Origin of the sequence: Streptomyces sp. NPDC017246 (assembly GCF_044331325.1) — a bacterium.
Classification (GTDB): Bacteria; Actinomycetota; Actinomycetes; order Streptomycetales; family Streptomycetaceae; genus Streptomyces.
Window position 1 is genome coordinate 109931 of record NZ_JBIRMW010000008.1, and the last position, 17365, is coordinate 127295.

A 17365-nucleotide genomic window follows, 5' to 3' on the forward strand; every position below is an offset into this window, starting at 1 on the left:
TCGGGAGTGACCCGGCCGGCACGCGGTCCGCGCCGGCCCCGGAACCGGACCCGGGCAGCCGTACGGCCCCGGTGGACCTGGCAGGGTCCACCGGGGCCGTACTCCCCCGTTCCGTCCCGTGACCGCTACTCGCTCGCGATCGCGTTCAGGACGTTCATCCGGCCCGCCCGGAACGCCGGCACCAGGGCCGCGAACAGGCCCACGAAGGCCGAGCCGACGAAGACGGTCAGGATCGTCGGCCAGGGGATCTCCAGGACCCCGAGACCCTCCAGGGCGAGCAGCTTCTGGGCCGCCGTGCCCCAGCCCATGCCCAGACCGAGGCCGAGCAGGGCGCCGAAGAGCGCGATGACCACCGACTCCAGTCGGATCATGCGGCGCAGCTGGCGGCGGGAGAGGCCGATGGCCCGCATGAGGCCGATCTCCCGGGTCCGCTCGACCACCGACAGCGCCAGGGTGTTCACGACGCCGAGGATCGCGACGACGATGGCCAGGGCGAGGAGCCCGTACACGATGTTGAGCAGCTGTCCGACCTGGTCCTTCAGCTCCTCCTTGTAGTCGGCCTGGTTGCTCACCTTGTACTGCGGGTACGGCGCGAGCGCGTCCTTGAGGGCCTGGTAGGCCTGGGTCTCCTGGCCGTCCTTCGCGCTGGCGAGGAGGAGCAGGCTCTGCGGCATCCGCTCGGCGGGCACGTACTCGGCGAGGGTGGTGACGTTGATGTACATCGCCCCCTTGTCGACCTGCCCGGTGTCGGCGGTGATCGCCACGACCTTCAGCTTCGCCTTCTCGCCGCCCTTGAAGGCGAGGGTCAGGACGTCGCCGAGCTTCACGCCGTGCTCGGTGGCGTAGTCGCTGCCGACGGACATCGCGCCCTTGCCGTAGGCGTCGGCGAGGGTGCCGGCGGTCGTCTCGCGGCGCAGGTCCTTCATGTACGACGGGTCGGTGGCGGCCAGGTCGGCCTTCGTGGTCTTCCCGCGCGGGTCGGTGACGGTGGCGTCGACCCACTTGTACTCGCTGACGTGGTCGATCCCGGGGGCCTTCTCCAGGGCGGCCTGGGCCTGCGGCACGACCGGCTGCCCGGTGCCGGACTGCACGATGAAGTCGGCGCCGACGGACCGGTCGAGCTCGTCGGTGGCCGAGGCGACCATCGAGGAACCGACCACCGACAGACAGGCGACGAGCGCGAGGCCGATCATCAGGGCGGCGGCGGTGGCGCCGGTGCGGCGCGGATTGCGGAGCGCGTTCCGCTCGGCCATCCGGCCGACCGGGCCGAAGATCCGCAGGACGACGACGCCCAGGGCGCGGACGACTCCGCCGGCGAGGAGCGGGCCGATGACGACGAAGCCGAGGAGGGTGAGGACGACGCCGAGTCCGAGCCAGAGGGAGCCGGGACCGGCCTCCGCGGCACGGGAGGCCGCCACCAGCGCGGCCGCTCCGGCGGCGGTGAGGGCGAGACCGATTCCGCCGCGCACCCGGCCGGCCCTGCCGTCGGCGGGGGTGCCCGCGTCGCGGAGGGCGGCCATCGGGGAGACCTTCCCGGCGCGGCGGGCCGGGATGTAGGCGGCGAGGACGGTGACGACGATGCCGAGGGTGAGTCCGACGACCGGGGTCGTCCACGCGACGGTGAGGTCGCGGGTGGAGAGTTCCATGCCCACCGCGGACATGAGCTTCATGAGTCCGACGGCGAGGCCGACGCCGGCTGCGACTCCGGCGACCGAGCCGAAGAGGCCGAGGAGCAGCGCCTCGACGAGGACGGAGCGGTTGACCTGCTTGCGGCTGGAGCCGATGGCCCGCATGAGGCCGATCTCGCGGGTGCGCTGGGCGACCAGCATGGAGAAGGTGTTGACGACGAGGAAGATGCCGACGAGGAAGGCGATGAAGGCGAAGCCGAGCATCGCGTACTTCATGACGTCGAGGAAGCCGGCGACGTCCTCGCGGCCCGCGTCGGCGGCCTCGGCGGCGGTCTGCAGCTTGTAGCCGTCGCCGATGGAGGCGGCGATGTTCCGCTTCAGGGTGTCGTCGCTGACGCCGCCCTTGGCGTCGGCCGTGACCTGTGTGAACAGGCCCTCCTTGCCGAGGAGTTCACGCTGCGCGGTGGCGGTGTCGAAGTAGACGATGGTGGCGCCGGGGTTGGTGACCTTGAACTCGACGATGCCGGAGATCTTCGCGGTGAAGTCACCGGTGACGGAGACCGTCCGCAGCTCGTCGCCGAGCTTCAGTCCGTGCTTCTCGGCGGTGGCGCCGTCGACGATCACCTCGGTGGGGCCGCGCGGCTCGTGGCCGGAGGCGATGTCCACCGAACGCAGCTCGTTGGTGCTCCAGTTGACGGCGATCGTCGGGGCGCCGCTGGTGGGGCCGACGTTCTTGTTCTTCGCGTCGACGACGGTGACGCTGGTCGAGATGACCGCGCCCTGCGCGGCCTGGACGCCCTCGGTCTTCCGGACCTTCTCGACGAGCGAGGCGGGGAAGGACTCGGGGCGGCCGGACTGCGGGGTCCCGTCCTCGACCGCAGCACCCTTGGGGCTGACGGTGACGTCGGAGGCGGTCGAGGCGAAGAGCTTGTCGAACGTCGTGTTCATGGTGTCGGTGAACACCAGGGTGCCGCTGACGAAGGCGACGGAGAGCAGGACGGCGACGGCGGAGAGCGCCATCCGCCCCTTGTGCGCGAAGAAGTTGCGCAGCGAGGTCTTCAGGACACTCATGACGTCCGCCCGCGCGCGTCGAAGTCCTTCATGCGGTCGAGGACGGCGTCGGCGGTGGGCCGGAGCATCTCGTCCACGATCCGCCCGTCGGCGAGGTAGAGGACCCGGTCCGCGTAGGAGGCGGCGACCGGGTCGTGGGTGACCATGACGATCGTCTGGCCCAGCTCGTCGACCGAGGTGCGGAGGAAGCCGAGGACCTCGGCGCCGGCCCGCGAGTCCAGGTTTCCGGTCGGCTCGTCCCCGAAGATGATCTCGGGCCGGGCGGCGAGCGCGCGGGCCACGGCCACACGCTGCTGCTGGCCGCCGGAGAGCTCGTTCGGGCGGTGCTTGAGCCGCTCGGAGAGGCCGACGGTGTCGACGACCCGGCGCAGCCACTCGGTGTCCGGCTTGCGGCCGGCGATGTCCATGGGGAGCGTGATGTTCTCGATCGCGCTCAGGGTGGGCAGCAGGTTGAAGGCCTGGAAGATGAAGCCGATCCGGTCCCGGCGCAGCTGCGTGAGCTTCTTGTCCTTGAGCCGGGTGATCTCGGTCTCGTCGAGGAAGATCTCGCCGCTGGTGACGGTGTCGAGTCCGGCGAGGCAGTGCATCAGGGTCGACTTGCCGGAACCCGAGGGTCCCATGATCGCGGTGAACTGTCCGCGGGCGATGTCGACGTCGACGGAGTCCAGCGCGACGACCCGGGTCTCCCCGGAGCCGTACGCCTTGACGACCTGACGCGCCCGCGCGGCGACGGCCGTACGCCCTCCAGTACCCCCGTGCCTGGGGATGGTCACAGCCGTGGTCACGGTCTTCTCCTCGGAGCAGTAAGCGGGTGGCGCACCGGGTGGTGTCGCGGTGCGTGGTGGAGCCGGTTTGTAAGTTCAAGTTAAGAAGCCGGATCGGCTCTTCTCCTCCTCCGCCGGGACGAACGGCCCCTGGCCCGTATGGGGGAGATGCCCCTAGGGGTTCCTCCACCCGTGGTCCGAGTGGGACCCTGAGCCGACACATTTAGGTGTACGAAGAATGGAGTTACGCGGTGACGGAGCCGTACGTGAAGGGAGTCGCGACCACGGGACCGGCCGCCCCACCCGCACGCCGCGGCCCGGTCGTCGCCGCACTCATGCTCGGCATGGGTCTCGCCGCCATCGACGGCACGATCGTCTCCACCGCCGTCCCCCAGATCGTCGGCGACCTCGGCGGGCTCGCCGTCTTCTCCTGGCTGTTCTCCGGCTATCTGCTCGCCGTCACCGTCACCCTGCCGGTCTACGGGAAGCTCAGCGACACCTTCGGCCGCAAGCCCGTCCTCGTCGCCGGAGTCGTCCTCTTCCTCATCGGCTCCCTGCTCTGCGCGGCGGCCTGGAACATGGCCTCCCTCATCGCCTTCCGCGTCGTCCAGGGCCTCGGCGGCGGCGCCCTCCAGGGCACGATCCAGACGATCGCCGCCGACCTGTACCCGCTGAGGGAACGCCCCAAGATCCAGGCGAAGCTCTCCTCCGTGTGGGCCGCCTCCTCCGTCGCGGGCCCGGCCGCCGGCGGCCTCCTCGCCGGGTACGCCGACTGGCGCTGGATCTTCCTCATCAACCTGCCGGTGGGTCTGGTCGCCCTCTGGCTGATCGTCCGTCACCTGAATGAACCGGAGCGGGTGGCGCCCCGCCCGCCCGGACAGCCCCTGCGGATCGACTGGGCCGGCGCCCTCGCGATCTTCGCCACCGGGGCCCTGCTCCTGACCGCGCTCGTCCAGGGCGGCGTCGCCTGGCCCTGGCTGTCCGCCCCGTCCCTCGGCCTCCTGGCCGGGGCGGCCGTGCTCGGCGCGGTGACGGTGCTCGTCGAACGGCGCGCGGCGGAGCCGATCATCCCCGGCTGGGTCTGGCGCCGCCGCACGATATCCGCCGTCAACCTCGCCCTCGGCGCGCTCGGCCTGCTCATGGTCGCGCCGACCGTGTTCCTGCCCACGTACGCCCAGTCCGTCCTGGGCCTCGGGCCGATCGCCGCCGGGTTCGTGCTCTCGGTGATGACCCTGAGCTGGCCCATCAGCGCCGCGTTCTCGAACCGGGTCTACGGCCGGATCGGCTTCCGCCTCACCGCCGTCATCGGCATCTCACTCGCGCTGGCCGTCCTCCTGGCCTTCCCGTTCCTGCCGTTCCCCGGGGAACCCTGGCAGCCCGCCCTCCTCATGCTGCTGCTCGGCGCGGCGCTCGGCCTCTTCCAACTCCCGCTGATCGTCGGCGTGCAGTCGACCGTCCCCTACGAGGAACGGGGCACGACCACCGCGTCCGTCCTGTTCTGCCGTCAGGTCGGCCAGAGCGTCGGCGCGGCGGTGTTCGGCGCCGTGGCCAACGGTGTCCTCGCCGCCCGCCTCGGCGGCAGCGGCGACCTGGACACCCTGGCCCGCGCCCTCGACGACCCCGCCTCCCTGACGGCCGAGGCCACGGACCACCTGCGTCGGGCGGTCGACGCGGCCGTGGACTACGTCTACCTCGGCGCGGCGGGCGCCGCCGCCCTCGCCCTCCTGGTCCTCCTCTTCCTCGCACCGCGCCGCTTCCCGGTCCTGAAGGAAGTGACGGGCGACGACCGGAACGAAGAGGCGCACGCCTGACGCGCCGCTCAGATGTCGCCCCGCACCAGGGCGTGCAGATGCTCGTCGTGCCACCCGTCGGCATGCAGCAGCGCACTGCGCATGGTGCCTTCGAGGGAGAATCCCGCCTTCTCCGCCACCCGGCAGGAGGCCGTGTTGGCCACCGAGTGACACAGCCGCAGGCGATGCAGGCCCAGATCGTCGAACGCCCACCGGCTGACCCGCCCGGTCGCCTCGACCGCGACGCCCCCGCCCCGCGCGGAGGGCAGCAGCCAGTAGAAGATCTCGGCCGTGCCCCCGGCGAGATCGATGTCGCCCCAGCCGATCAGCCCCGCCGCCGCACCGCCCGGCCGGGCGACGGCCCAGATCGCACTGAGCTCGTCCCGCCACCGCCCGCGCATGCGCTCGATCCTCTGAAGCGCCGCCTCGGGGGACTCCACCAGGAGACGGTTCCAATGACGGATCGCCGGGTCCCGGCCCGCCGCCACCAACGCGTCGGCGTCACCGGGCTCCCAGGGCCTCAGCTCCCACCCGCCGGGCAGCCCGAGCACGGGCTGCTCCATCCCGGCGAGACGACCGGCGGGAACGACGGGCGGCGGTACGGGCGAGGAGGAGATCATCGCGGCATCGTGCCACAACCCCTCGCGTACAGAAGCCTGCTGTACTACCCCGCCGAGGCGAGCCCGACGAACCCGGCCCACGCGTCCCGCGAGACCCGGAGGGCCGGACGGGCCACGTCCTTGGAGTCACGGACGTGGACGGCTCCCGCGCCGGCCGCGACCTCGATGCACTGGCCACCCTCGGTTCCGCTGTAGCTGCTCTTGAACCAGGCGAGGGAATCCGTGTTGTTCATAGCTCTCCCAGCAACTTCTCGATGAACTCAAGCGACTCTCGCGGGGTGAGAGCCTGCGACCGGATGATCCCATAGCGGGCGGAAGCAAGAACCGTCTGTTCGGGGTCGGTTGCCAGCGAGCTGGTGTTCTGCGCCTCGACGTAGAGGAACTTCTTGCCTTCCTTCCGCGTGACGACCGTGAACGGTCCGTTCACACCCGCGTTGTCCTCGCAGTCGGTCGGCATCACCTGGATCTCGACGTTCCGTCGCTGCCCGATCAGCAGCAGGTGCTCCAGCTGGCCGCGGAGGACACCATTGCCGCCGTACCGATGGCGCAGCACCGACTCATCCATGACGAAGCTCAGCAAAGGAGCGGGACGCCGGTCGAAGATGTCCTGTCGCGCGAGTCGGGCCGTCACTCGCTGTTCGATCGTCTCCTGATCCAGCGGTGGGCGTCGCATGGCCAGGAGGGCACGCATGTACTCCTCCGTCTGGAGCAGACCGTTGACCACCATCGTGTCGTACATCAGCAGCTCTATCGCCCGCTTCTCCAGCTGCGCCATCCCCTGGAAGAACGCCGGGTACTGCGCGTTCTCCAACTGTTCCTTCCACACCGTCAGCAGCCCGCCCGCGTCCAGCACTTCGTCCGACCGGTCGATGGCACGCGGTGGCGGAATCCTCCGGCCCTGCTCGAACGAGGCGATGGTGGAGGCCGAGTAGCCCACTCGCTTCCCGAACTCCTCCCGCTCCATCCCCGCCCGCGTGCGCAGCGTCTTCAGACTCTTCCCGAACGCCGCCACGACGCCCTGCCCGGACTTGTCCGCCGCCCGGCCACCGTCCGCCTCCGCTCCCGCCTCCGACGCCCCGCCCGCCTGCTCCTCCGCCACCGCGCCCCACCTCTCGTACCTGCACCGACACGGCACGTACAAGGTGATCACGTCGGTGCGTCACCACTGGTCACGCTACGCCACCAAGAGGAGCTTGGTGGGCATGACGAGTGACATCGACAGCCCCACGGACACCACCCAACTCTCGGGTGTCTCGCCTTACTTGACCGGCAGGATCTTCGCCCTGCGGTTCACCTCGACCGCCCGGGGCGCACGGCTCGCCCGCCGCCTCGTCGCCGTCCGGCTGGACGAGTGGGGCGTCCCGTACGGGACCGGGGCGCACGAGACCGTCGTCCTGGTCGCCGCCGAGCTGGCGACGAACGCCGTACGGCACGGGCACGTGCCGGGACGGGACTTCCGCCTCTCCCTGCGCGTCACCGACGGGCTCGCGCGGATCGAGGTGAGCGACACGCGGGCGGAGCGCGTACCGCCACGGCCCGGAGAACTCCCCGGCCCCGGTCCGGAACTCGCGGACGGGGGCCGGGGGCTGCTGCTCGTCGAAGGGCTCGCCGACCGCTGGGGCTGGTGCCCGAGGGTCGGTGCGCCGGGAAAGACGGTGTGGGCGGAGTGCGCCCTCACCGCCCTCACCGCCCGGCCCGACGGGCCTCGGACGGGCTAGAACGCGATGCCGCCCCGCCGCTTCCTGGGTGAGAGGCAGAACGGGTGCCCCGCCGGGTCGAGGACCACCCGCCACAGTTCGGGCCGGGGTTGGGGTTCCGGCACGGTGGCACCCCACTCCACGAGCCGGGCCACCGCCTCGTCCAGATCGTCGACGTCGAAGTCGAGGTGCAGCTGCTGCGGCACGTCCTGGCCGGGCCAGGACGGCGGCCGGTAGCCGTCGACCCGCTGGAACCCCATGAGCGGCCCGTCCTCACCACCACCGAGCCCCGCGAACTCCCCGTCCGAGCGCTCGTGGAGCGGAAGTCCGGTGGCCCGTCGGTAGAAGTCGGCGAGGGCCAGGGGATCGGCGCAGTCGAGATTGACCGCCGTCAGCTTCATGATCATGCCACCGAGTCTAGAAACGCCCGCCCGCCACAACCGAACTTCACGAGGGGCCGACCGACGCCCGGGGGCCGGAGGCCGAGCCGAGAGCTGAGGGCCGGGGGCCGAGGGGCCGAGAGCCGGGGCGGAAGGTCAACGTCCGGGGTACGCGAGGGGGCGCCCGGGCTGTCGCCCCCGGCGCCCGGCCCCCGCGCCCTACGCGTCCGCGTCCCCGGGCCCCGCCTCCGGGTCCGGCGTGCCCACCCGCCCCGTCAGCGCCGCCAGCGAGTTGCGGATGTGGTCCATGTGCGCGTGGATCTCGTCCCGCGCCTCCTCGTGCTCCCGCAGCACCCGCTCCGTCTCCCGCTCGGCCCGCTCCGCCTTCATCCTGGCCTCCGCGAGCAGTTCCGCCGCACGGGCCTCCGCGTTCTCCTGGCCGTGCCGGGCCTCTTCCTCGGTCTTCGCGAGCGACCGCCGGGCCTCCCCGAGCTTCGATTCCGCGGCGCCGGTCAGCTCCGCGTGCCGGGCGTCGAGCTCCGCCGCCCGGCCCTCCGCCGCACGCTCCGCCTCGTCCCGTACCGCCGACTGCTTCGCGCTCTGCTTCGCCAGGAGCTCCGCCGCGCGCCGTTCGGTCTCCTCGAAGACCTCCCGCGCCCCGGTCCTGCGCTCCTCGGCCTCGCGGCCCGCCTCCGTCGTCAGCTCCTCGGCCCGCCCCCGCGCCGTCTCCAGCGTCGTGCGGGCGGCCGCGTCGGCCGCCGCCCGGACGCCGTCCGCGTACGCCCGCGCCGACTCCGCCGCCTCCCGGCCCGCCGCCTCGGCGGCCTCCGCGAGGGACTGCGCCTCGGCCTCGGCGGACCGTACGAGCGTCTCGTCCTCCAGCTCGGCCAGTTCCAGGATCTTCCGCGCCCGGTCGCCGAGGGACTCGTACCGCTGCGGTGCGAGGGCCTCGACGGCCTCCCGCAGCCGGAGGGCCTCGGCCTCCATCTCCTTCACGAGGACGGTGAGCCGCGCCGCCCGCTCCCAGGCACCGTCACGGTCCCCGGACAGCGCGGCCAGGAGGCGGTCGACCTGCTCGGGCCGGTACCCGCGCCCCCGTCCTACAGCGAAACTCATTCCTGGCGCCCCTTCCCTGTGACCCGAACGTCCAGGATGCTTCATCAGAACGGACAAAAGGCGCCCAACGTGCATACACGTCGAGCGCCTTTCATCACATTCTGTCCAGGGGCGTCAGCGGGAAACCCCAGCCACTCCCCCTACAGCAGGCCGTCCCACATCTGCTCCAGGAGCACCGACCACCAGTTCTCCGGCGACGACAGCGCCGCCGGGTCCAGCATCGCCAACTGCGCCTGGAAATCGACCGTCCAGCGGCCCGCCTGCTCCGGGTTCAGCCCGAACCGCAGCCGCCACATCCGCCCGAGCAGCGCCATCGCACGCGTGAACTCCGGCAGCCCGGTGTTCACGAACTGCGGCGGCACCGACTGCCCGCCCGGACCGGCCTCCACCGGAACCGCCACGATGTGCGCCGTGCCGTACTGCACACAGATCGCCCGGCCGAAGTCCGAACCGAGCACCAGGTACGAGCTCGCGTCCGGCGCCGCCTGCACCTGCCTCTGCGCCGCCAGTTCGGCCAGCGTCGGCACCACGGGCACCGCGGGCTGCGCCCAGAAGAACGGCCCGAAGTCCGCCGGCAGACCCGCCCACACCAGCGTCCGCGCCACCAGCTCGGGCACACCCTGCCGGGACACCGCGCGCTGGTCGAATCGGAGCACGCCAGGACCGAACGCCCCGGCCAGCTCCTGCGCGATCGCCTCCGGCGGAACCGGCGGCGCCGGCTGCACCTGCGGCAGCGGCGCCCGCACCGGGGCGGGCCGCGCGGGACCGTCCGCGACCTGATGCAACTCACCCTGGTGGGTGAGAAGCTGCCGCATGCCCTGCTGACGGCCCGTGTGATCACGGCCGTACGGGGCGATGCTGGTGATCCGCGCCTGCGGCCAGGTCTCCCGGATCATCCGCGCGCAGTAACCGCCCGGCAGCTCACAGGACTCCAGCTCCGTGTGCAGTTCGAGCACCTGCTGCGGCGGCACGTTCATCGCGCGCAGCTCGTGCAGGATCTGCCACTCCGGATGCGGGGTGCCCGGCGCCGAACGCCGGATGATCTGCGCCTCGGAACCGTCGGGCGCGCGATAGCGCAGCACCGCCTGGTACCCGGGACCGACCGTCGGCTGACCCGCCGGCTGCGGATACCCGTACGCGGGGGGTACGGGACCCTGACCCGGCACCGGACCCGGCGCGGGCGGCGGTACGTGCCCACCGTGCACCGGCGGCGGCGGAGCCGGCGGCCCCGGAGGCCGCGGAGCCGCCGGACCGGCCGGACCCGGGTGGGCCAGCATCGTCGCGGCGTGCTCCATGCCGCCCGAGGACCCGCCGGGCACGCCCGGCGGCGGCGGGGGCGGCGGAGGCGCGCCCGGACCGCCCTGGCCCGGGTGGGCCAGCATCGTCGCGGCGTGGTGCACCGGCTGCGGCGGCGTCGGCGGACCGGGCGGGGCCGGAGCGGGCGGCGGACCGGGAGGACCCGGCCGGGCGGGCGGCTGAGGGCCCTCGGGCCCCAGCTGCGACACCAGTTGCGTGGGGATGTACGCCCCGGCGCCCGAGGAGCCACCCGGAACACCGGGCGCACTCGGAACACCCGGCGCACTCGGCGCACCCGGAACACCCGGGGCTCCCGGCGGCGGAGGCGGGGTCCCCGGACCGCGCCCGCCCTTCGGCGACAGCGCGGCCTTGCTGGTCGCGGCGTCCGCGATGTCCCTCGCCCCGCCCGGCGCGGAGGGCGCGGGCGGCGGAGGCGGCGGCACACCGGGACCGACCGGACCGGCCGGAGCCGCGGGACCGGCCTGCGGGGGCACGGGGGCCGGAGGGGCGGACGGAGCCGCCTGGACTCCGCCCGGCGCCGACGCGGCCGGATCGAGCCGCGGCGACACGGCGGTCGGGGGCAGCGCGCTGCCCCCCTTCATCAGAGCGGTCGGCGCGTCGGCACCCACCTGCGGCGGCGGGGTGTCCTCGTCGTCCGCCCCGGACAGCGCCGGCGCGAACACGGTCGCGGGCAGCGGCACCGCCCCGTCCGCGCCGCCGGAACTCGCGTTGGCGTCGGCCCACGGGCTGGGCGCGGGCGGAGGCGTCGCGGAGGCCGGGGCCACGGGCGCGGCGGCCGGCACGGGCGTGGGCACGGGCACGGGCGTCGGCGCGGGCGGAGCCGGCGGCGCGACCGGGGCAGGCGCCACAGGCGTCACAGGAGGCACGGCAGCCGCAGGAGGCACGGCAGCCGCAGGCGTCTCCGCCGGGACCCCGTCCATCGCCGTCGGCTCGTACGCGACACCGCCCGGCACCACGGAGACCCCCGCACCCTCCGACGCGGCGGAGGACACGGACAAGGACGACAGCGAAGACGAGGCCGAGGACGCGGAGGACGCCGACGAGGCGACCGAGGCCGAAGACCCCGCCTCCGCCACCGCCACCGGCTCCGACACATCGTCCACCGGAGCCGACGAACCCACGCTCTCCTGCGACACGTTCGGCTGCTTCGGCAGCCCGATCTTGTCCGCCGCGTCCTGCAACCACTCCGGCGGACTCAACAGGAACGACGTCTGGTTCAGATCGATCCGGGCCGCCGGAACGGCCGCCTGCGCCGGAACGTCCTCGGCGGTCCCGTACTCCTCCTCGTACCGGCGGATCACCTCGCCCACCGGCAGCCCCGGCCACAGCGTCGCCTCACCGCTGTCCCGGGCGATCACGAGCCGCTGACGCCCGCCGTCCGACGTCGGACCGCCCTCGCGGTCCTCCGCCCACACCACGAACCCCAGCTCGAACTCCCGCACCCGCACCTCACGGTGCTGATACGACGGAAGCTCACCGTTGATCCATTCCTCGGCGCGCTCCTGCGCCTGCGCGAACGTCACCACAGCCCACTCACTCCCCCACCGGGACCACGGGCACCGCACGCGCGAAGCCACCGTCCACCATCAGGTTCGCCACCGTCTCCAGCTCCGGCGGATTGCCCGCCAGACGCTGCAGAAACGCGTCGAAGTCCGCACCACAGGGCAGCAGCAGGCGCTCCACCCGCTCACCCACCGACCAGCCGGCCGCCACCTCGCCGGAGTCCCGGGCGTCGTCGTACGCGCAGAACCACACCGAACCGACCCCCTCACCCCGCACCTTCAGCGCGATCAGACCGCCCTGGACGAACGCGACGCCCAGATAGTCCTTGGTCAGGTGGTCACGGAGACACTTGTTGACATAGACGAGGTCGTTGACACCCGCCTCCTCCCGCACCGTGAAGAACGGCTGGTCGACCAGGAGCCCCAGCTCCGCGTCGAGCGCCGCACCCGCCGGAGCGCAGCCGCCCGCCGCCTTCAGGAACGAGCGGTACGCCCCCGGAAGCCGGTAGCCGAGATCCTCCTCGACCCCCAGAAGCTGCTGCTCCGACACCGACACCAGCCCCTTCGGCAGCCCGAAGTGCACCGGCCGGGTCTCCTGCAAGGGGCGCGTACCCCGCTTCGTGTGGTCCACGGCAGCCGTCGCCACCCCGCCGTGATGACGCAGCAGGGCCTTCACCTCGACCGGCACCAGCTCCATCCGGCGACTGCGCGCCACGTGGTGCCAGGTCCAGCCGTGCGGCGTCGCCACCGACGGAATCGTGTCCCACAGCTCATGACCGGTCGCCGCGATCGCCGCGTTCGCCGACACGTAGTCCGTGAGCCTCAGCTCGTCGACACCGAAACCCTCCGGCGGGTCGGCGATCTCCGCCGCCGCGCGCGCGTACGGCGAGAAGTCCGGGTGGCCGTACTCGTCCACCCGCACCCCTCTCGGGTGACGGGAAGCACGGACCGGGTCCGGGAAGTGCACGACCTGCCCGGCATAGGCCGCGTTCGGTGGCGCGGTGTCCTGCCCGAGCCGACCTGTCGTCATGGCGGTTGCCCCCTGCACTGGCGTCGCTGACTGCTACTACCCGCAGCCGCTGGCTGCTCCTGACTGATGCCGCACAGCCTATGCGCTGCCACAAGAGCCCGAACCGGCCCGATCCGACGGTGACCAAGTGTCACGACGCCATGACAGGTGCACCATGATTCCGACACACCGAAGCCACGTTTACGCGCCCCAGCTTCCCCATATGGCTCCCTATTTGGCAGGCTGTCCACGCAACTCGGGGGATTGCAGGAGGGGAAGAAACGCACCATGCACGCAGCACCTACGCCCACACAGGGTGACCCACGCCTCAACTGGAGCAGCAGCGCCGAAGCCACGCGCGCACCCTTACTGCGTCAGCGCCGTGACGGCATCCTCCCCACCGTCGGAGCCGCCCTCTCCGTACGCGGCGAGACGACCCTCACGTGCACCGCGGGCCGCGGCGACCGCCCGCCGGCCCTGCACGCCCTCGTCCAGGACTTCCTGGACACCCTCACCAGCGGCCAGCGCGAACGCTTCACCGGCCGCTGCCCAGAGGCGATCCTGCTCTCCCGGCACCTCACCGCCACCGAGAACGGACGCTCCAGACGAGCCCAGCGCAAACCACTCACCCCCGGCGAGGCCCGCCGCTCCCTCAAGCACGCCAAGCTCACCGCCCGACGCATCCGCGAGGACGGCGACCCCCTGCACGGCAGCTACGCCGCACCCTGCCGCTCCTGTACGGCGATGCTCGCCCACTTCGGCGTCCGCACCGTCGACCCCACCACGCCTGTCGAGAACGGCTGACCGCACTCCCATGCCCGACCACCTGAGCACGACGCGCTTCCCGGTCAACGTCGACGCCGCCCTCCGCGAGGCCGGCTGGCAGCCCGGCCGCTGGGACATCAAGCTCGCCGAAGAATGGGCCGACACCCTGCGCGCCCACATCTCCCCCGCGGGACACCGGCACAGCGTCTTCCCCGCCGCCGTCGAGGCTTGGGCCGAATTCGGCGGCCTGCGGATCACCGCGCCCGGTCACGGACGCCAGATAGCGCCCGCGGCCGTACGCTTCGACCCGCTCGCCGGACTCCACCTCTCGCGCACCCTCGCGGACCTCGGCCGCGCGCTGGAGACCGAACTCGCGCCGCTCGGCGAGGAGGGCGACCACCAGGCGATCCTCGCCATGGACGTCGAAGGGCGCGTCTACAGCCTCGACCACGCCGGCGACTGGTACCTCGGCAAGGACATCGACGCGGCGCTCTCGACCCTGATCACGGGCGCCCAGCCGCCCCGCCTGACGGCGGGGTGACCGTCACCCCCCGATGACCGGGGGCAGCGGCGCGGGACGGCCCGCTCAGTCCGCCGTCGCGGGAAGCACGGCCGACACCTTGAACCCACCGGCGTCGGTCGCCCCAGACACGAACACACCTCCGAGGCGCAGCACCCGCTCCCGCATCCCCACGAGCCCGTTCCCACCGCTCGGCAGACCCACATCGGCGGCCCCCGCGTCCGAAGGACACGGACCGTTCTCCACCTGCATCGCGACCTCGGCACCCCGGTGCGCCAGCCGCACCACGACCTCGGCACCCGCCGCGTGCTTGTGGACGTTCGTCAGCGCCTCCTGCACCACCCGGTACGCCGTCCGCTCCACCTCCGGCGGATACGCGCGCGCCTCCCCCGTCACCACGAGCTCCACGACCGCCCCCGCGAGCCGCGACTGCTCGCACAGGGCCTCCAGCGCGTCCAGACAGGGCCCGTCCTCCGCGGCGGCCTCGGCGGCGGCCGCGGCGGCCCGCCCCACGGCGGCCAACGGCACCGGGGCGGGGCCCACCGGAGCGGACCCCTCCCTCAGCACCCCCAGCATCTCGCGCAGCTCGGTCAGCGCCTGCCGCCCCATGTCCCCCACCAGAGCGGCGTTCCGCACCGCCTTCTGCGGATCCTTCAACGCCACCGCCTGCAGCGCCGCCGCGTGCACCACCATCAACGACACCCGGTGCGCCACGACGTCGTGCATCTCGCGCGCGATCCGCGTCCGCTCCTCCTGCCGCGCCCACTGCGCCCGCTGCTCCGCCCGGTCGGCGAGCAGCGACAGTTCCTGCTCCAGACTGTCGGCCCGCTCCCGCAGACTCTCCATGAGCCGGCGGCGTGCCCCTATGTAGAGGCCGAAGAGCAGCGGCGGCGCGTTGAGCCCGAGGGTCATGAACAACCCGACGACCGGCACGTACCAGCCACTGGGATCGAAGTCCTGCTGATCGACGTCGGCCTGCGCGACGTCCTGGCGCAGCCGCACCACGGTCACGACGAACACGGCCACCGTCGACATCCCGGCCAGCAGGGCGGTGATCCGCCGCGGCACCTCGGAGGCGGCGAGCGAGTAGAGCCCGACGATCCCCATGAGGAAGCCCATCTCGGCGGGCGCCACGGCGATCGAGACGAGCACGACACAGATGGGCCAGCGTCGCCGTACGAGCAGCACGGAGCCGACGACCAGCCCGAACAGCACTCCCAGGGGAACGGGCAGCGAGGCCTGCTCGGCGAACCCGACCCCTTCGAGTCCGCACTCGACCGCGGACAGCAGGGCGAGCCCCACGTCAAGAACGACGCTCCGCCGTCTCCCCCACCACCACCAGCTCCCCGCAGGAACGCTCACCGCGTCCCGGTCCGCCCCCGTTGTGGTCATACCCACCACCCTACGGGCGAGCCCCGGGCGAGTGCGGGGCTATACCGTCGCACGGAAGGTGCCTGGTACGGCATAGTGGAGGCCGCCGGGGAACGGGACCGACCTGATGTCCGTTTCAACCCTGTACGCCATCCCCTGTGGTGTAATTGGCAGCACTGAGGCTTTTGGTGCCTTATGTCCGGGTTCGAGTCCTGGCGGGGGAGCTTCTTCACTCGGGTCCTGACCGTCACGGTCAGGACCCGCACTCATGTCCGCCACCCTGCCCCCCGGTATCCTTCGTGCGTCCACCACCCAAAGCCGAAGGGCAATCCCGTGAGCGCCAATCGCCCGGCAGCCGTCGTCGTCCTCGCAGCGGGTGAGGGCACCCGCATGAAGTCGAAGACCCCCAAGGTCCTGCACGAGATCGCCGGCCGGTCCCTCGTCGGGCATGTCGTGTCCGCCGCACGGGAGTTGGAGCCCGAGCACCTCGTCGTGGTCGTCGGGCACGCCCGTGAGCAGGTCCGGGGGCACCTGGAGGAGCACTACGCCGGGACCCGTACCGCCGTCCAGGAGGAGCAGAACGGCACCGGACACGCGGTGCGGATGGCGCTGGAGGAGCTCGGGCGGGCGCCCGAGGGGACCGTCGTGGTCGTCTGCGGCGACACCCCGCTGCTGTCGGGCGAGACCCTGCGGGCCCTGGCCGACACCCACGCCGCCGACGGCAACGCCGTCACCGTGCTGAGCGCCGAGGTCCCGGACTCCACGGGGTACGGGCGGATCGTGCGGGACGGCTCCGGCGCCGTGACCGAGATCGTCGAGCACAAGGACGCCTCCGACGCGCAGCGCGCCATCCGCGAGATCAACTCCGGTGTGTTCGCGTTCGACGGGCAGCTGCTCGCGGACGCCCTGGGCAAGGTGCGGACGGACAACAGCCAGGGCGAGGAGTACCTCACCGACGTGCTGTCGATCCTGCGCGAGGCGGGACACCGGGTCGGCGCCTCCGTCGCGGCCGACCACCGCGAGATCCTCGGCATCAACAACCGCGTGCAGCTCGCCGAGGCCCGCGCCCTGCTGAACGTGCGGCTGATCGAGCGGGCGATGCTCGCCGGTGTGACCGTGGTCGACCCGGCGTCGGTGTTCGTGGACGTGACGGTGACCTTCGAGCCGGACGCCGTGATCCTGCCGGGAACGCAGCTGCTCGGTGCGACGCACATCTCCGAGGACGCCGAGGTCGGGCCGAACACCCGCCTGAAGGACACCCGCGTCGGCAGGGGCGCCCGGGTGGACAACACCGTCGCCGACTCCGCCGTGATCGGCGACAGCGCCTCCGTGGGGCCGTTCGCGTACCTCCGTCCGGGCACGAACCTGGGCGCGCGGTCCAAGGCCGGCACGTACGTCGAGATGAAGAACGCGACGGTCGGCGAGGGCACCAAGGTCCCCCATCTGTCGTACGTCGGTGACGCGACGATCGGCGAGTACACGAACATCGGCGCGGCGAGCGTCTTCGTGAACTACGACGGCGAGGCGAAGCACCACACCACGATCGGCTCCCACTGCCGGACCGGTTCGGACAACATGTTTGTGGCTCCCATCACGATCGGGGACGGTGCGTACACCGCCGCCGGGTCCGTGATCACCAAGGACGTGCCGGCGGGTTCGCTCGCCGTCGCCCGGGGCCAGCAGCGGAATATCGAGGGTTGGGTGGCCCGGAAGCGTCCCGGCAGCGCCGCCGCGCAGGCCGCTCAGGCCGCCGCTGGGGAGTCCGCCGGCGAAAGCTGACCGGAAACGGGTACGTCGAACTCGGCGTACCGTGAT

The 17365-nt window shown here is 72.4% G+C and carries 15 protein-coding genes and 1 tRNA gene; 6 read left to right on the forward strand and 10 right to left on the reverse strand.

Features of this window, described 5'->3' with window-relative positions; genetic code table 11:
* Window positions 1–125: 125 nt before the first annotated feature.
* Together ACH4MY_RS20115 and ACH4MY_RS20120 are read right to left on the reverse strand one after the other, a co-directional pair.
* Complete coding sequence (locus ACH4MY_RS20115; RefSeq protein ID WP_398004841.1) at window positions 126–2699, reverse strand: ABC transporter permease; 2574 nt, start codon at window positions 2697–2699, stop codon at window positions 126–128.
* Window positions 2696–3484: an ABC transporter ATP-binding protein gene (locus ACH4MY_RS20120; protein ID WP_398004843.1), complete on the reverse strand. Its 789-nt coding sequence runs from the start codon at window positions 3482–3484 to the stop codon at window positions 2696–2698. Before ACH4MY_RS20120 ends, ACH4MY_RS20115 begins: the two co-directional genes overlap by 4 nt.
* 314 nt (window positions 3485–3798) lie before the next feature.
* On the opposite strand from ACH4MY_RS20120, the gene ACH4MY_RS20125 reads away from it, so the two are divergent.
* Window positions 3799–5274, forward strand: a complete 1476-nt coding sequence (locus ACH4MY_RS20125) for an MFS transporter (protein WP_398005301.1) — start codon at window positions 3799–3801, stop codon at window positions 5272–5274.
* Window positions 5275–5282: 8 nt separating this feature from the next.
* Here ACH4MY_RS20125 and ACH4MY_RS20130 read toward each other — a convergent pair whose 3' ends face one another.
* The 3 genes from ACH4MY_RS20130 to ACH4MY_RS20140 are packed head-to-tail and all read right to left on the reverse strand — an operon-like array spanning window position 5283 to window position 6972.
* Window positions 5283–5873, reverse strand: a complete 591-nt coding sequence (locus ACH4MY_RS20130; RefSeq protein WP_398004845.1) for a GNAT family N-acetyltransferase — start codon at window positions 5871–5873, stop codon at window positions 5283–5285.
* Between the two features lie 44 nt (window positions 5874–5917).
* On the reverse strand, window positions 5918–6106 hold the full coding sequence (locus ACH4MY_RS20135; protein WP_398004847.1) for a DUF397 domain-containing protein: 189 nt from the start codon (window positions 6104–6106) through the stop codon (window positions 5918–5920).
* Window positions 6103–6972 (reverse strand): helix-turn-helix domain-containing protein, encoded by an 870-nt coding sequence (locus ACH4MY_RS20140; protein WP_398004849.1) that lies wholly within the window; start codon window positions 6970–6972, stop codon window positions 6103–6105. Before ACH4MY_RS20140 ends, ACH4MY_RS20135 begins: the two co-directional genes overlap by 4 nt.
* Before the next feature lie 103 nt (window positions 6973–7075).
* On the opposite strand from ACH4MY_RS20140, the gene ACH4MY_RS20145 reads away from it, so the two are divergent.
* Window positions 7076–7591: an ATP-binding protein gene (locus tag ACH4MY_RS20145; RefSeq protein ID WP_398004851.1), complete on the forward strand. Its 516-nt coding sequence runs from the start codon at window positions 7076–7078 to the stop codon at window positions 7589–7591.
* On the opposite strand, the gene ACH4MY_RS20150 is transcribed toward ACH4MY_RS20145, so the two are convergent.
* The 4 genes from ACH4MY_RS20150 to ACH4MY_RS20165 form a co-directional block, all read right to left on the reverse strand.
* Window positions 7588–7977 (reverse strand): VOC family protein, encoded by a 390-nt coding sequence (locus ACH4MY_RS20150; protein ID WP_398004853.1) that lies wholly within the window; start codon window positions 7975–7977, stop codon window positions 7588–7590. The genes ACH4MY_RS20145 and ACH4MY_RS20150 overlap by 4 nt on opposite strands.
* 192 nt (window positions 7978–8169) lie before the next feature.
* Window positions 8170–9066 (reverse strand): cellulose-binding protein, encoded by an 897-nt coding sequence (locus ACH4MY_RS20155; RefSeq protein ID WP_398004855.1) that lies wholly within the window; start codon window positions 9064–9066, stop codon window positions 8170–8172.
* 140 nt (window positions 9067–9206) lie between these two features.
* Window positions 9207–11909 (reverse strand): SUKH-4 family immunity protein, encoded by a 2703-nt coding sequence (locus ACH4MY_RS20160; RefSeq protein ID WP_398004857.1) that lies wholly within the window; start codon window positions 11907–11909, stop codon window positions 9207–9209.
* A 7-nt stretch (window positions 11910–11916) separates the two neighbouring features.
* Window positions 11917–12915, reverse strand: coding sequence for an SMI1/KNR4 family protein (locus ACH4MY_RS20165; RefSeq protein ID WP_398004859.1), 999 nt, complete (start codon window positions 12913–12915; stop codon window positions 11917–11919).
* Window positions 12916–13182: 267 nt separating this feature from the next.
* Here ACH4MY_RS20165 and ACH4MY_RS20170 point away from each other — a divergent pair, with 267 nt between their 5' ends.
* Window positions 13183–13698 (forward strand): YwqJ-related putative deaminase, encoded by a 516-nt coding sequence (locus ACH4MY_RS20170; protein WP_398004861.1) that lies wholly within the window; start codon window positions 13183–13185, stop codon window positions 13696–13698.
* 10 nt (window positions 13699–13708) lie between these two features.
* Window positions 13709–14200 (forward strand): SUKH-3 domain-containing protein, encoded by a 492-nt coding sequence (locus ACH4MY_RS20175; RefSeq protein ID WP_398004863.1) that lies wholly within the window; start codon window positions 13709–13711, stop codon window positions 14198–14200.
* 45 nt (window positions 14201–14245) lie between these two features.
* On the opposite strand, the gene ACH4MY_RS20180 is transcribed toward ACH4MY_RS20175, so the two are convergent.
* Entirely contained in the window at window positions 14246–15571 is a 1326-nt protein-coding gene (locus ACH4MY_RS20180) for a sensor histidine kinase (protein WP_398004865.1), read from the reverse strand.
* Window positions 15572–15702: 131 nt separating this feature from the next.
* Between ACH4MY_RS20180 and ACH4MY_RS20185 the strand changes: the two genes are divergently transcribed.
* A tRNA-Gln gene (locus ACH4MY_RS20185) sits at window positions 15703–15774 on the forward strand.
* Between the two features lie 109 nt (window positions 15775–15883).
* Complete coding sequence (glmU, locus tag ACH4MY_RS20190) at window positions 15884–17329, forward strand: bifunctional UDP-N-acetylglucosamine diphosphorylase/glucosamine-1-phosphate N-acetyltransferase GlmU (RefSeq protein WP_398004867.1); 1446 nt, start codon at window positions 15884–15886, stop codon at window positions 17327–17329.
* Window positions 17330–17365 lie beyond the last annotated feature (36 nt).